General features: G+C 42.1%; 14 protein-coding genes. 13 read left to right on the top strand and 1 reads right to left on the bottom strand.

Annotation, left to right across the window (positions count from 1 at the left end):
• The first annotated feature begins 131 nt into the window (after positions 1-131).
• From rsmD to LI164_RS00885, 3 genes are read left to right on the top strand one after another with little or no spacing between them, the layout of a single operon-like run.
• Complete coding sequence (rsmD, locus tag LI164_RS00895; protein WP_227086601.1) at positions 132-683, top strand: 16S rRNA (guanine(966)-N(2))-methyltransferase RsmD; 552 nt, start codon at positions 132-134, stop codon at positions 681-683.
• Between the two features lie 9 nt (positions 684-692).
• Positions 693-1,187, top strand: coding sequence for a pantetheine-phosphate adenylyltransferase (gene coaD / locus LI164_RS00890; RefSeq protein ID WP_005332855.1), 495 nt, complete (start codon positions 693-695; stop codon positions 1,185-1,187).
• Complete coding sequence (locus tag LI164_RS00885; protein WP_117606874.1) at positions 1,187-1,825, top strand: ATPase; 639 nt, start codon at positions 1,187-1,189, stop codon at positions 1,823-1,825. The genes coaD and LI164_RS00885 overlap by 1 nt, the downstream gene beginning before the upstream one ends.
• 84 nt (positions 1,826-1,909) lie before the next feature.
• Here the strand turns inward: LI164_RS00885 and LI164_RS00880 are convergent, their stop codons facing one another.
• On the bottom strand, positions 1,910-2,857 hold the full coding sequence (locus LI164_RS00880; protein WP_227086600.1) for a nucleoside recognition domain-containing protein: 948 nt from the start codon (positions 2,855-2,857) through the stop codon (positions 1,910-1,912).
• 156 nt (positions 2,858-3,013) lie between these two features.
• On the opposite strand from LI164_RS00880, the gene LI164_RS00875 reads away from it, so the two are divergent.
• The 10 genes from LI164_RS00875 to hisZ all read left to right on the top strand — a co-directional run bounded on the left by LI164_RS00875 (position 3,014) and on the right by hisZ (position 13,722).
• Positions 3,014-4,459, top strand: a complete 1,446-nt coding sequence (locus LI164_RS00875) for an aminoacyl-histidine dipeptidase (RefSeq protein WP_227086599.1) — start codon at positions 3,014-3,016, stop codon at positions 4,457-4,459.
• Between the two features lie 200 nt (positions 4,460-4,659).
• Positions 4,660-5,406 carry a M23 family metallopeptidase gene (locus LI164_RS00870; RefSeq protein ID WP_227086598.1) on the top strand — a complete coding sequence of 249 codons (747 nt, stop codon included), beginning with the start codon at positions 4,660-4,662 and terminating at the stop codon, positions 5,404-5,406.
• A gap of 63 nt (positions 5,407-5,469) precedes the next feature.
• Positions 5,470-6,855 (top strand): RsmF rRNA methyltransferase first C-terminal domain-containing protein, encoded by a 1,386-nt coding sequence (locus tag LI164_RS00865; RefSeq protein WP_227086597.1) that lies wholly within the window; start codon positions 5,470-5,472, stop codon positions 6,853-6,855.
• Positions 6,852-7,568 carry a pseudouridine synthase gene (locus LI164_RS00860; RefSeq protein ID WP_227086596.1) on the top strand — a complete coding sequence of 239 codons (717 nt, stop codon included), beginning with the start codon at positions 6,852-6,854 and terminating at the stop codon, positions 7,566-7,568. The genes LI164_RS00865 and LI164_RS00860 overlap by 4 nt, the downstream gene beginning before the upstream one ends.
• 23 nt (positions 7,569-7,591) lie before the next feature.
• Positions 7,592-9,493, top strand: a complete 1,902-nt coding sequence (locus LI164_RS00855; RefSeq protein ID WP_005332847.1) for a YgiQ family radical SAM protein — start codon at positions 7,592-7,594, stop codon at positions 9,491-9,493.
• Positions 9,494-9,540: 47 nt separating this feature from the next.
• The gene (locus tag LI164_RS00850; protein ID WP_118000317.1) at positions 9,541-10,302 is read left to right on the top strand and encodes an SDR family oxidoreductase; all 762 of its coding nucleotides are present in this window, start codon (positions 9,541-9,543) and stop codon (positions 10,300-10,302) included.
• A 9-nt stretch (positions 10,303-10,311) separates the two neighbouring features.
• Positions 10,312-10,890 (top strand): hypothetical protein, encoded by a 579-nt coding sequence (locus LI164_RS00845; protein WP_005332839.1) that lies wholly within the window; start codon positions 10,312-10,314, stop codon positions 10,888-10,890.
• A 4-nt stretch (positions 10,891-10,894) separates the two neighbouring features.
• Entirely contained in the window at positions 10,895-11,902 is a 1,008-nt protein-coding gene (locus LI164_RS00840; protein ID WP_227086595.1) for an RluA family pseudouridine synthase, read from the top strand.
• Complete coding sequence (locus LI164_RS00835) at positions 11,860-12,399, top strand: Holliday junction resolvase RecU (protein ID WP_040015453.1); 540 nt, start codon at positions 11,860-11,862, stop codon at positions 12,397-12,399. The genes LI164_RS00840 and LI164_RS00835 overlap by 43 nt, the downstream gene beginning before the upstream one ends.
• A gap of 75 nt (positions 12,400-12,474) precedes the next feature.
• Positions 12,475-13,722 carry an ATP phosphoribosyltransferase regulatory subunit gene (gene hisZ / locus LI164_RS00830; RefSeq protein WP_227086594.1) on the top strand — a complete coding sequence of 416 codons (1,248 nt, stop codon included), beginning with the start codon at positions 12,475-12,477 and terminating at the stop codon, positions 13,720-13,722.
• The last annotated feature ends 24 nt before the right edge of the window (positions 13,723-13,746 follow it).

Here is a 13,746-nt window from a genome sequence, read left to right as displayed (position 1 = left end):
GGAATCGGATTGACATTTCCATGGGACAAATTTATAATGAACGAGAAACTAAGAAAAATTTACGAAAAATATAGATAAAAATAGATGAAATAGTATAAAAAAGAACTGATAAAGAGAAAGAGGAATGTGATATGAGAGTAATTGCAGGAACAGCCAGACGTCTGCAGCTTAAGACACTGGATGGAATGGATACAAGACCTACAACAGACCGGATAAAAGAAACATTGTTTAATATGATTTCGGCAGAACTCTATGATAGTAATTTCCTGGATCTCTTTTCCGGAAGCGGCGGGATTGGGATTGAGGCGCTGAGCCGCGGGGCGGCAAATGCGGTATTCGTAGAGAAGAATCCAAAAGCTATGAAGTGCATACAGGAGAATCTGGAATCTACAAAATTAAAAGACCGGGCAAAGACGATGCAGATGGACGTATTTGCGGCGCTTTCGAGGCTGAATGGTGAGTGGAAGTTTGAATATATATTTATGGATCCACCGTATAATCACGAATGGGAAAAGCAAGTGCTGGAATTTCTCGCTGATACGACTTTGCTGGCGGATGACGGAATTATTATCGTGGAAGCATCGAAGAAGACAGATCTGTCTTATGCAGAAGAACTGGGCTATTCCATAATAAAAGAAAAGATGTATAAGACAAATAAACATATTTTCCTGGAGAAAGAATAAGGAGCAGTTATGAAGAGAGCAATTTATCCCGGAAGTTTTGATCCGGTTACATATGGACATTTGGATATTATCAGAAGATCCGCACCGCTTGTGGACGAGCTGGTCATCGGAGTATTGAATAATAATGCAAAAACCCCGTTGTTTTCCGTAGAGGAACGTGTTAAAATGTTAAATGAGGTAACACGGGATATGACAAATGTAATCGTAGTCCCATTTGATGGGCTGCTGGTAGAATTTGCCAAAAAGATGGATGCCTGTATGATAGTTCGAGGACTCAGGGCAATCACAGATTTTGAATATGAGCTTCAGATGGCTCAGACGAACCATAAACTGGAGCCAAGTGTTGAGACAGTTTTTTTAACGACAAGCCTGGAGTATTCTTATCTGAGCTCTACCATAGTAAAAGAAGTAGCTTTCTATCATGGAGATATTTCAAAGTTTGTTCCCGATGTTGTGCGAGAAAGAATAAGGGAGAAAATGAATCAAAAAGGAGAGTGTAGATAATGAGCAGCCGTATTGAGCAGATCATTGAAGAAATCGAGGAATATATTGACAGTTGTAAGTTTCAGCCACTGTCTACATCAAAAATTATTGTAAATAAAGATCAGATGGACGAGCTCCTTCGTGAGCTTCGTATGAAGACACCAGATGAAATCAAGCGTTATCAGAAGATCATTGCAAATAAAGATGCAATCCTTGCTGATGCACAGGCAAAAGCGGACAGCATGCTGGAGGAAGCACAGATTCATACGAATGAACTGGTGAGCGAGCATGAAATTATGCAGCAGGCATACGCACAGGCGAATGAGATTGTAACTGCTGCCACAGAGCAGGCACAGGAGATTCTTGATAATGCAACAAGCGATGCGAATGAAATCCGTATCGGAGCTATGCGTTATGCAGATAATCTGATGGCGAATGCAGAAGGAATCATCGGACATACACTGGACAGTTATACAACCAAGTATGATAGTCTTGTGAATTCTCTTCAGGAGTGCTATGACATGGTTCGTAATAACCGTGCGGAGCTGGATATTCCGGATCAGCCGGCAGCAGCACAGAATGAAGATCAGGGATATGAGCAGGAAGAAGAACCAGCAGAGGATGCATTCCCGGATTTTGACCTGGACAGTGAAGAGTAGATTCTTTATCCTGTACGAAGATTTGTTTACAGATTCTCAATTAAGAGTCAGGAATTGCTACTGATGTGAGTGCAAACACAGTTTTTAGGTTGAACGTATATAAAGATAAGCAAACAGACTGGTCACCAGAGCGGTGACCAGTTTTTTTCTTGCATAGGAGTTGAGAGAAAGTCCACTTCCATTTATCATGCTGCCTGTCTGAAAAAGTGCACACCAGCCGCCGAAAGCAGTGTGTCCCATACAGAGGCTATAATAGATAGGAAAAGACAGAGGGATGGTCTGGGCGGTTATTGTTTTGTTTAAGAGAGCGCAGCCGTTAGTTAGTTCTAAAGATGGCAGAAGAAATAACTGGTAAAACGGGTGTGAAATCGGGAGCTTTTGGAGTAAATTTAAAATGACGGAAAAAAGAATAATATATCCGCCGATTTTAACGATAGCCTCAGAACTATCCATAAGACAGAAATCGAGAGAACATGAAGGAATTTTTGAAATAGTAAATGGAGATGTAATGTCTGTAGTGTTCGATGATGCGAAATGTTTCTTTATGCGAAAGAAAAAAGTTAGTAGGATTGGCGTTCCGTATAAGATCAGCACAGATGGGAAAATGAGTCTGGGGTTCTGAAAATATCCGAGAACAATATAATGGATGAGGAATGCAGGGCTTGTATTATTGCAAAATGACAGTAGATAAGAAGCTTCTGCTTTTGAAATCTGCCTTGCATGAAAGAGATCGGCGGTAATCTTTGCCCCCATAGGATAACCACACAGGAATCCTACAATAAAAGCGAAGGAACCTTGGGCGGAAATGCCGAACAGACGGCTTATCACAGGAGCAAGGAGTTTGTTTAAAAGTGAACAGGCACAGGAGTCAAGAAGCAGGCGCGAAATGAGAAGAAATGGAAAAAGCGTTGGCAAAACAGTAAGGAACCAAAGTAGAAGTCCGGATTTTGCGCCTTCAAATACTTCAGAAGGAAATGAAAGCATCACAAAAAAGCATAGGATCAGAAAAAGCTGAAAAAAATGATTTTTCATGGAACAAGCCTCCTGCTGAGCAAAATCTTAAAACTTAATTAACCATATGGAAATATTTGATTTTTTATGACAAATGATACATAATAGAGAAAGAAATTCGTGGTTGCGCAGATATGGGGTGACCACAAAAATTATTTCAAAAAGAGGGTTATAAACATGGTATTAGAAAACTTAGAACCAAAAGAAGTATTTCGATTTTTCGAGGAAATCTGCCAGGTACCTCATGGTACATTCGATACAAAGCGAATCAGTGATTACTGCGTAGCATTTGCAAAAGAAAGAGGACTTGCATGCATACAGGATGAGACAAATAACATTATCATTTCCAAACCGGGAACAGTGGGATATGAGAACAGTGAACCGGTCATTATTCAGGGACATATGGATATGGTATGCGAGAAACGTCCGGAATCAAATCATGATTTTAAGAAAGATCCGCTTGAACTGTATGTAGAAGACGGATATGTAAAAGCAAAAGACACTACACTTGGCGGTGATGACGGTATTGCAGTTGCTATGGCGCTGGCGATTTTGGACAGCAAGGATATTCCGCATCCACCAATTGAGGCTGTGTTTACGGTAGATGAAGAGATTGGAATGGGTGGAGCAGAGAATATTGACTTGTCCGTACTTAAAGGAAAGAAGCTTATTAATATTGACTCTGAAGAAGAGGGAATCCTGACAGTTGGCTGTGCAGGCGGATTCGGATATAATACTGAGATTCCAGTCACACGCGAGAACGCAGAAGGAGAGAAAATCAGTATCCGTATCCACGGACTTCTTGGAGGACATTCCGGAGCAGAGATTCACAAACAGCGTGGAAATGGACATAAAATGATGGGAAGACTTCTGAATCACGTATCTTTGGAGACTGACATCCGCCTGATCAGCATTGCAGGAGGAACAAAGAACAATGTCATTTCAAGTGAGTGTAAGGCAGAGATCCTTGTGGCGAAAGAAGATGCTGATAAAGTAAAAGCTTCTGTTGCAGAGTTAAAAGCAACATGGGACAAGGAGTTTCTTGGAAAAGAACCGGGACTTACTGTGGATGTAGAAGAAGAAAGTGTATCTGGTGTGGCAGTTATGAACGCGGAGAGTACAAAACGTGTAATCACATATTTTATCATCTGCCCGAACGGAGTACAGTGCTATGACCGTGAACTGGAAGGACTGGTTGAAACTTCCCTGAATCTTGGTATTGTAGAAACGACTAAGGACGCTGTAAAACTTGAAAGTCTTGTAAGAAGTTCTATGGAGAGTAAGAAAGCAGATATGAAAGAAATCCTGGATACTTGTGCACAGGCTGTCGGAGCTGACGGAAAGGCACAGGGTGGATATCCTGCATGGGAGTACAAAGTAGATTCCGAACTTCGCAAAGTAATGGTAGAGACATTTGTAGAGCAGTATGGAAAAGAACCGGTTGTATCTACCATTCACGCTGGACTGGAGTGTGGACTTTTCCTTGGAAAGAAACCAGATTTGGATTGTGTATCTATGGGACCGGATCTTTTGGATATTCATTCCTTTAATGAGAAGCTGGATATTGCCTCTACACAGAGAACATGGGAATACTTAAAAGGAATTCTTGCAAAATTAAAATAGGATAACGTGGTGTGTAGTATAAAAAATCTACAGACATCATGGCAGTTTGAAAAATAAGAAAATATAAAAGTAGAACATATGGAGAAAGAATCTGTATGTTCTATTTTTATTTTTACCATCTGCAGAGGTGGGAGTTATTTTACATTTGATATAGTCATATAGTAGAAGAAAAATGTGCGGAAAATGAGAATAAAACTGAAATGAAGAAAAATAGGAATCTTAGAAATAAACAAGTGTATACCTGGCAGGTAAGCTTGAGGCTGTTTGCAATTCTGCTTGTGATAGCGCTACTGGATGCTGTTGGAATATCAATTTCATATACGTCCGGAAAACACATGACAGATCGAATGATGACGTTGGCTGCGCAGCAATTTCGAGATAAATTTTTTTCGGAAGAACTGCGTCAGAATAAATACCTGTCTTTAACATGCAGGCAGGCGATGCAAAATGTGGAAAAAGAGGCCTTGTATTTCCCGATTCCAGAGTCTGATGTGGATAAATCTTTGAAAGTAAGTTTTGTGGACACCTGGCATATGGAACGTAATTATGGCGGAAATCGGGTGCATGAAGGAACAGATATTATGGCGGCTGAAAATAAACGGGGGCTGTATCCGGTGGTGAGCGTCAGTGACGGAACGGTGAAAAATAGGGGCTGGCTTGAAAAAGGGGGTTGGCGGATTGGTATCATAAGCGATAGTAGTACATATTACTACTACGCGCATCTGGACTCTTATACAAACCTGAAAATAGGAGATTATGTAAGAGCAGGAGAATTGCTAGGGTACATGGGAGATAGCGGTTATGGAGCAGAAGGAACGGTGGGACAGTTTCCCGTACATTTGCATTTTGGGATTTATTTTTATGAAAATGGGAAAGAAATCAGCGTTAATCCGTATGAAGTGCTTTTGTTTTTAGAAAATAAAAAATTAATCTATTCATATTTCTAGAGTTATACACCCAGATATGCTATACTATATTATGTATGTTTATGCGCTGGAGGAGAAAAATCAATGAGATTGCCAGAGAATTTTGAAAAAAAGATGCGAGATCTTCTGAAAGAAGATTTTGACGATTATATTGCATGTTATGAAGAGCCGCGTTATTATGGGCTTCGTGTAAATACGAATAAAATTTCCGTAGAAGAGTTTAAAAAGATCTGTCCGTTTGAAATCGAGCCGATTCCCTGGATTGAGAATGGATTCTATTATGACGGGGAGCATGTAACTCCGTCTAAACACCCATATTATTTTGCAGGGCTTTATTATCTGCAGGAGCCAAGTGCCATGACACCGGCAAACCGGCTTCCGGTGGAACCGGGAGACAAGGTGTTAGATGTATGTGCGGCACCGGGAGGAAAGGCTACAGAGCTTGGAGCAAAGCTTCAGGGGGAAGGAGTACTTGCGGCCAATGATATTAGTAATTCCAGAGCCAAGGGACTTCTGAAAAATATTGAGGTGTTCGGTATTGGCAATGTTCTTGTTTTAAGTGAAGAGCCTGGAAAAATGGAAAGCTATTTTACAGAGTATTTTGATAAGATTCTGATTGACGCACCGTGTTCCGGAGAAGGAATGTTCCGAAAAGATAAAAAAATGGTATCTGCATGGGAGGAGCATGGGCCGGACTTTTTCTGTAATATTCAGAAGAGCATTATCTTGCAGGCTGCCCGTATGCTAAAACAAGGCGGAATGATGCTGTATTCCACCTGCACTTTTGATCCGAGAGAAAATGAGCAGGTCATCGAACATTTACTTAAGACCTATCCGGAATTTAGAATCTTGAAGATTGCGCCATATGAAGGCTTTGTTCAGGGGATGCCGGAAGTGACAGAATCACGGGATCCGTCGCTTGTGGATACTGTCCGCATATTCCCACATAAAATGAAAGGGGAAGGACACTATCTGGCACTTGTACAAAAGGGCGAACCGTGTGACCGTGTGAAAGGTGAACTGACCGGTGGAAAAGGAAAGAAGAAATTACCAGAGGAACTGGAAGAATTTTTAAATGATGTAAAGAAAGAAATCCGTACGGATCTTCTGGATATCCACGGCGAGCGTGTCTATGTAATGCCGGCAGGACTTCCTGATCTTAAGGGACTTCGGTTCCTGCGTACCGGACTTTTACTTGGAGAACTTAAGAAAAAACGGTTTGAGCCAAGCCAGGCCTTTGCCATGACCCTCAAAAAAGATGATTATGAGAAGATTGTTGATCTGCCACTAGAAGATGATCGTGTGAGCCGTTATCTGAAAGGGGAAACACTGGATGTTGATGATTTGGTAGAGACGAAAGCAAAAGGCTGGTATCTGGTCTGCGTGGATGGTTATCCACTGGGATGGGGAAAGCTTGCTAATGGAACTTTGAAGAATAAATATCTGCCGGGATGGAGGTTGAATTCATGATCCGGTTAGACAAGTTCCTGTCTGAGATGGGCGTAGGAACCAGGCAGGAAGTGAAGCAGTATATTCGAAAAGGCAAAGTAGAGGTAGATGGCGAGATTGCAAAGCGCCCGGAACTTAAAGTGGACGAGACAAAAGCACATGTCACACTGGACGGTGAACGAATCGGATATGCCTCTTATGTATACTATATGCTGAACAAACCGGCGGGTGTAGTATCTGCAACAGAAGATAAACGCGAGAAAACAGTGATTGATCTGATCAAGGGACAGAAGCGGAAAGATCTGTTCCCGGTGGGGCGTCTGGATAAGGATACGGTGGGACTTCTTTTAATTACAAATGATGGAAATCTGGCACACCGGTTACTTTCTCCGAAACATCATGTGGATAAATGCTATTTTGCAAAAGTGCAGGGGAACGTTACAAAAGACGATGCGGAAAAATTTGCAGAAGGTGTAAATATTGGCACAGAAGATGAACCGGAGATCACGATGCCGGGAAAACTCGACATTATAAAAAGTGATGATTTATCCGAAATACGTCTGACCATCCAGGAAGGAAAGTTTCATCAAGTAAAACGCATGTTCCAGGCAGTGGGAAAAGAGGTTGTTTATCTGAAACGGGAACGTATGGGCAGCTTGATTCTGGATGATAATCTGGCAGAGGGCGAATACCGCATGCTGACCGAAGAAGAATTAAAGAATTTATTATTTTGAACGCTACAAGTGAGGTATTATAGATGTCACAGGGATTTTTACCAATATGTAAAAAGGATATGGAAGAACGGGGCTGGGAACAGTTGGACTTTGTGTACATTTCAGGGGACGCTTATGTAGACCATCCATCATTTGGACCGGCAGTTATTACAAGGCTTCTGGAAGATTATGGATACAAGGTCGGAATCATCGCACAGCCGGATTGGAAAGATAAGAACAGCATCACCGTTCTTGGCGAGCCAAGACTTGCTTTTCTTGTATCGGCAGGTAATATGGATTCTATGGTAAATCATTACTCTGTATCAAAAAGGCGTAGAAGTACAGATGCCTATACTCCAGGCGGTGTTATGGGAAAACGTCCGGATTATGCGGTGACAGTCTATGGCAACCTGATCCGTCAGGTTTATAAAAAGACACCAATCATTCTCGGAGGAATCGAGGCGAGTCTTCGAAGACTGGCACATTACGATTATTGGTCCAATAAATTAAAACGCTCCGTGCTATTGGATTCCGGGGCGGATATTATTTCATATGGAATGGGTGAGCATTCGATCATTGAGATTGCAGAGGCGTTAGATAGTGGACTTAGTATTCAAGATATTACTTACATTCCGGGAACTGTGTGTAAGGTCAAGAGTCTGGACAGTGTCTATGAACCAACAATTCTTCCATCCTATGAGCAATTGAAAGAGGACAAGCTCAATTATGCAAGAAGTTTTTATGTGCAGTATTGTAATACAGATCCGTTTTCGGGGAAATGTCTCGTAGAGCCTTACAGCGATCATCTTTATGTTGTACAGAATCCACCTGCAAAACCGCTTTCTCAGGACGAGATGGATTTGGTGTATGGCCTTCCGTATATGAGAACTTATCATCCGAGTTATGAAAAAGACGGAGGGGTTCCGGCAATCAAAGAAATCAAGTTCAGTCTGATCAGTAACCGTGGCTGTTTTGGAGGGTGCAGCTTCTGTGCCCTGACCTTTCATCAAGGAAGGATTGTGCAGACGAGAAGTCATGAGTCCTTATTAAAAGAAGCGAATGAAATGGTGAAGGACAAGGATTTTAAAGGATATATTCATGACGTTGGAGGACCAACGGCAAACTTCCGTGCACCGTCCTGTGAAAAGCAGTTAAAATATGGCGTCTGCAAGGAAAAGCAGTGTCTGTTCCCGAAACCGTGTAAAAATATGAAGGTCGATCATCGGGATTACGTGGCACTTCTTAGAAAATTGCGTAAAATACCTGGAGTCAAGAAAGTTTTTATCCGTTCCGGAATCCGGTTCGACTACGTTATGGCAGATAAGGATGACACATTTTTAAAGGAACTGTGCCAGTATCATATAAGCGGGCAGCTTAAGGTTGCACCGGAGCATGTATCAGACGCAGTCCTGGAGAAAATGGGAAAACCGGAGAATTCTGTCTATAAGGGGTTTGTAAAACGGTATAAAAAAATGAACGAGCGTCTTGGTATGGATCAATATCTTGTGCCGTATCTAATGTCTTCTCACCCGGGGTCAACGTTAAAGGAAGCAGTCGAGCTTGCAGAACATTTACGGGATCTTGGATATATGCCGGAGCAAGTACAGGACTTCTATCCGACACCGTCCACCATATCTACCTGTATGTACTACACAGGCGTAGACCCAAGAAATATGAAACCAGTTTATGTACCGAAGAACCCGCATGAAAAAGCAATGCAGAGAGCATTGATCCAGTACCGGGATCCGAAGAATTATGATCTGGTCATGGAGGCGCTTAGAAAATCCGGGCGCATGGATCTGGTGGGATTTGACCAGAAATGCTTGATCAAGCCAAGGAAAATCAAGTCAGACATGTCTGGAGTAAAAAGAAAGCAGAACTGCAAGAATTCAAAAAATGTAAAAAATAACAGAGGCGGAAACAATAAACGCCGAAAGAGCAGATAATAACAGCGAAAGTGATAATTGTAAACACTGCAAGAGGTGATAGGAGTATGATGAAGATAGCATTGATTACAGGAGCATCTTCCGGACTTGGAAGAGAATTTGCAAGGCAGATTCCAAAGCTTTATCAGAATCTGGATGAAATCTGGGTCGTCGCAAGACGGGCAGAACGTCTGAACGAACTGGAGATGGAATTAAAAGTTCCGGTGCGTATTTTTGACGGAGATCTGAACCAGGATTATATTTATAAAAAACTGGGAATAGCACTGGGAAAATCCCACGCCAATGTACGGATGCTCGTAAATGCGGCGGGTTATGGAAAGATTGGAACATTCTGCGAGTATGGCTGGAAGGAAGAAACCGGCATGGTAGATCTCAACTGCCGGTCACTGACAAGAATGACAGCACTTTGTCTTCCGTATATGCATTGTGGCAGCAGAATTGTGAACCTTTCATCAGCTGCAGCATTTGGACCACAGCCTGGATTTGCAGTGTATGCAGCGACAAAATCTTACGTTTACAGCCTGTCCATGGCACTTGGCAGAGAACTCAAAGGAAGCGGTATTTATGTGACTGCCGTGTGTCCGGGACCGGTGGATACAGAATTCTTTGACCATACCGGAAAAGAAGTCGCAAGTGTGAAAAAGAAATTTCGTGCCGATGCGAAAGACGTGGTCAGAAAAGCTCTGATCGACAGCGCGAGAGGCAAAAAGACTTCCGTGTATGGTCTATCCATGAAAGCTGCTTGGGTGGCATCAAAAGTTGTGCCGGACAGTGTGATCGTGGCAGTGATGGAGAAAATTGCAGAATAGGAGGTTCGCATGAAGAAAAAAGAAAAGGGACAGCCTGGTTATATTAAATGGAGAAAAGAAAAATACCTGATCGGAACGATTGCGGAGTTTGCAGTTGTCATAGCACTTGTCGTGCTTGGTTATGTGCAGACGAAGACCAAGCTGAATCTGCTCACGGTAGTTGCAGTCGTCGGGTGTCTTCCGGCATCAAAGATGCTGGTCGAATTTATTACCATTGCACCACATCAGAGTATAGAAAAAGATATTTATCAGGAAATCGAGGCGAAAGCGTCACTTTTAAAAAGAGTTTATGATCTTGTCATTACAAGTCCGGAGAAAGTGATGCCGGTTGACGCTATTGTGATTTCCGGGCATACAGTCATCGGTTATGCGTCGAATACAAAGACGGACGAGGTAACATGTGCCAGATATTTGAAGGACATGCTCAATGCAAATCATCACGAAAAAATGACGGTCAAGATATTCCACGATTACAAAGCATTTTTAAGCCGCGTGGAGGGCATGAATAATATTGTTGAGGTGGGACATACAGAAAACGGACGGGAAGACCGTGCAGTCCGGAAACTGATTTTGTCCACTTGTATGTAGAATTATGAGAGAGACGATTATCAAAGAAAATGAGTCCGGTCAGAGGCTGGACAAATATTTGAAAAAATATCTTCCCCAGGCGCCTGGAAGTTTCATTTATAAAATGCTCAGAAAGAAGAATATTACATTAAATGGGAAAAAGGCAGCAGGGCAGGAGAAACTTAATACCGGAGATTCGATAAAGTTTTTTCTTGCAGAGGAGACAATCGATAAATTTACAGGAAATGCAGCAGCAAGTGAGTCTTATCCGGTAAAAAAGGATCTGGAGATTATTTATGAAGACGATAATATCCTGCTTATAAATAAGCCGGCAGGCATGTTATCTCAGAAAGCGAAGAAAGAAGATGTGTCACTGGTGGAATATGTGATTGGATATCTTCTGTCAAATAGTTCTGTTACAAAAGAAGAACTTCTGACATTTCACCCTGGAATCTGCAACCGGCTGGACCGAAACACAAGTGGTATGGTCGTGGCAGGGAAGAGCCTGGCCGGGCTTCAGATCATGGGGGAAGCTTTTAAAGAAAGAACCCTTGCAAAATATTACCTCTGTCTGGTCAAAGGCTGTATTAAAGAAACTTCACATATTCGGGGATATCTGAAAAAAGATGAGAAAACGAATAAAGTTATGATTAGCCGGAAAATGTCGGAAGGGGCAGCAGCCATTGAGACAGAATATGAGCCAGTGGCTTATCAAAAAGAGCTTACGCTGTTAAAGGTTCATCTGATTACTGGTCGGACGCACCAGATCCGTGCACATCTGGCAAGTATCGGACACCCGTTAATGGGGGACTACAAATATGGAAATATATCCTGGAACCACCAGTATGAGACATATGGTGTAAAGGCACAAATGCTACATTCTTATGAGCTACATTTTCCGCAGATGCCAAAACCTTTGGAGAATCTTTCGGAAAATGTATTTCAGGCGCGTGTTCCGGGTAAATTTTATCAACTTATTAAGGAGACAGCATGGGAACATGGAACTCAAGAGGCCTTAGAGGTTCTACATTAGAAGAGATGGTCAATTGGACCAACGACCATTATCTGGAAAAGGGACTTGCCCTGATTCAGAAGATACCGACCCCCATTACACCGGTGCGCATGGACGCAGATCACAAACAGATCACACTGGCGTATTTTGAAAAACGAAGTACGGTAGATTACATTGGAGCAGTCCAGGGAATTCCAGTGTGCTTTGATGCAAAAGAATGTGTAGCTGATACATTCCCATTACATAATATCCATGAGCATCAGATTACATTTATGACTCAGTTCGAGCATCAAGATGGAATTGCGTTTATCCTGATTTATTATTCTGAACGGAACGAACTTTATTATATGCGATTTGAAGAAATGATTCGTTTCTGGAACAGAGCATGTGATGGCGGGCGTAAAAGTATCCGCTACGAGGAATTAGATCCACGATTTTTTATGAAACCCAAAAACGGGTATTATATTCCTTATCTGGACTTCATAAATCTGGATTTGGAACTCCGTGAGGAAGCTTGACAAAGTGCCTGGAAATGCGTATAATGCAATAAGGTTTTAATATGGTAGCACGCTAAAGTGTGGGAGGAATGATCTATGGAAAAACTACTTCATACGCCGGAGGGAGTCCGGGATATTTATAATGTTGAGTGCGGAAAGAAGCTGGCACTGGAAAATCGACTGAAAAAAACACTGCATTTATTTGGATATCATGATATTCAGACTCCGACCTTTGAATATTTTGATGTGTTCCGGAAGGAAATCGGAACAATACCGTCCAAAGATCTGTACAAATTTTTTGATAAAGAAGGCAACACGTTGGTTTTGCGACCAGATATCACACCGTCCATCGCACGTGTGGCTGCTACATTATTTGGAGAGGAAGATCTCCCGATACGGCTTTGTTACACAGGTAATACATTTATTAATCATTCCAACAATCAGGGACGATTAAGAGAAGTGACCCAGATGGGAGCTGAGCTGATTGGGGATGATTCAGTGGAGGCAGATGCAGAGATGCTTGCTATGGTCATTGAATCTATGCAGGCAATCGGACTTAAGGAATTTCAATTAAGCGTTGGACATCTTGGCTTTTTCCAAAGTCTTATTGAAGACGCAGCATTGGACGAAGAAGCACGGGAACGGGTCGTTGAACTGATCAACAACCGCAATTACTTCGGAGTTGAGGAATATCTGGACAGCATTATGGTAAAGAGAAGCTCAAAAGAGGCATTTGCAGCTCTTGGAAATCTGGTCGGAGGCGTGGAAGTTCTTGCAAAAGCAAAGAACATTGCACCTAATTCCAGTGGAATCATGGCTGTGAAGCGACTGGAGAAGATTTATGATATTCTCACACTTTACGGAGTCGAGAAGTTTGTGACTTTTGATCTGAGTATGACAGGAAATTATGGATATTATACGGGAATCATCTTCCGTGGTTATACATTTGGAACCGGAGATGCGGTAGTCAAAGGCGGCCGTTATGATCATTTGCTGGAGAAGTTTGGGAAGACATCAGCATCTATCGGCTTTGCCATTGTCATTGATGAGTTGATGAATGCTCTGATCCGCCAAAAAATCCGCATTGTTTATACAAGAAAGAATGCAATTATTCTTTATGATGAAAGCCGTGCAAGAGATGCGATCCGGCTTGCAAAAGATTTCCGGGCGAAAGCAAAGAATACAGAACTGATTAAGAAATCACCGGAGAAAGGATTGGAAGACTATATCCGGTTCGGCAAGGAATATTATGCTGGAAGTCTTGTATATATTAAGAAAAGTGGCGAGATTACCATGGTAAATCTGGTGACCGGAGAACAAAAGGAAGTAAATAACAACAAATAAAATGTCTGCTTTGGCAGACCCAGA

Source organism: Dorea sp. 210702-DFI.3.125, assembly GCF_020560945.1.
Classification (GTDB): Bacteria; Bacillota; Clostridia; order Lachnospirales; family Lachnospiraceae; genus Dorea; species Dorea formicigenerans.
This window is presented reverse-complemented; position numbering and strand designations above follow the sequence as displayed.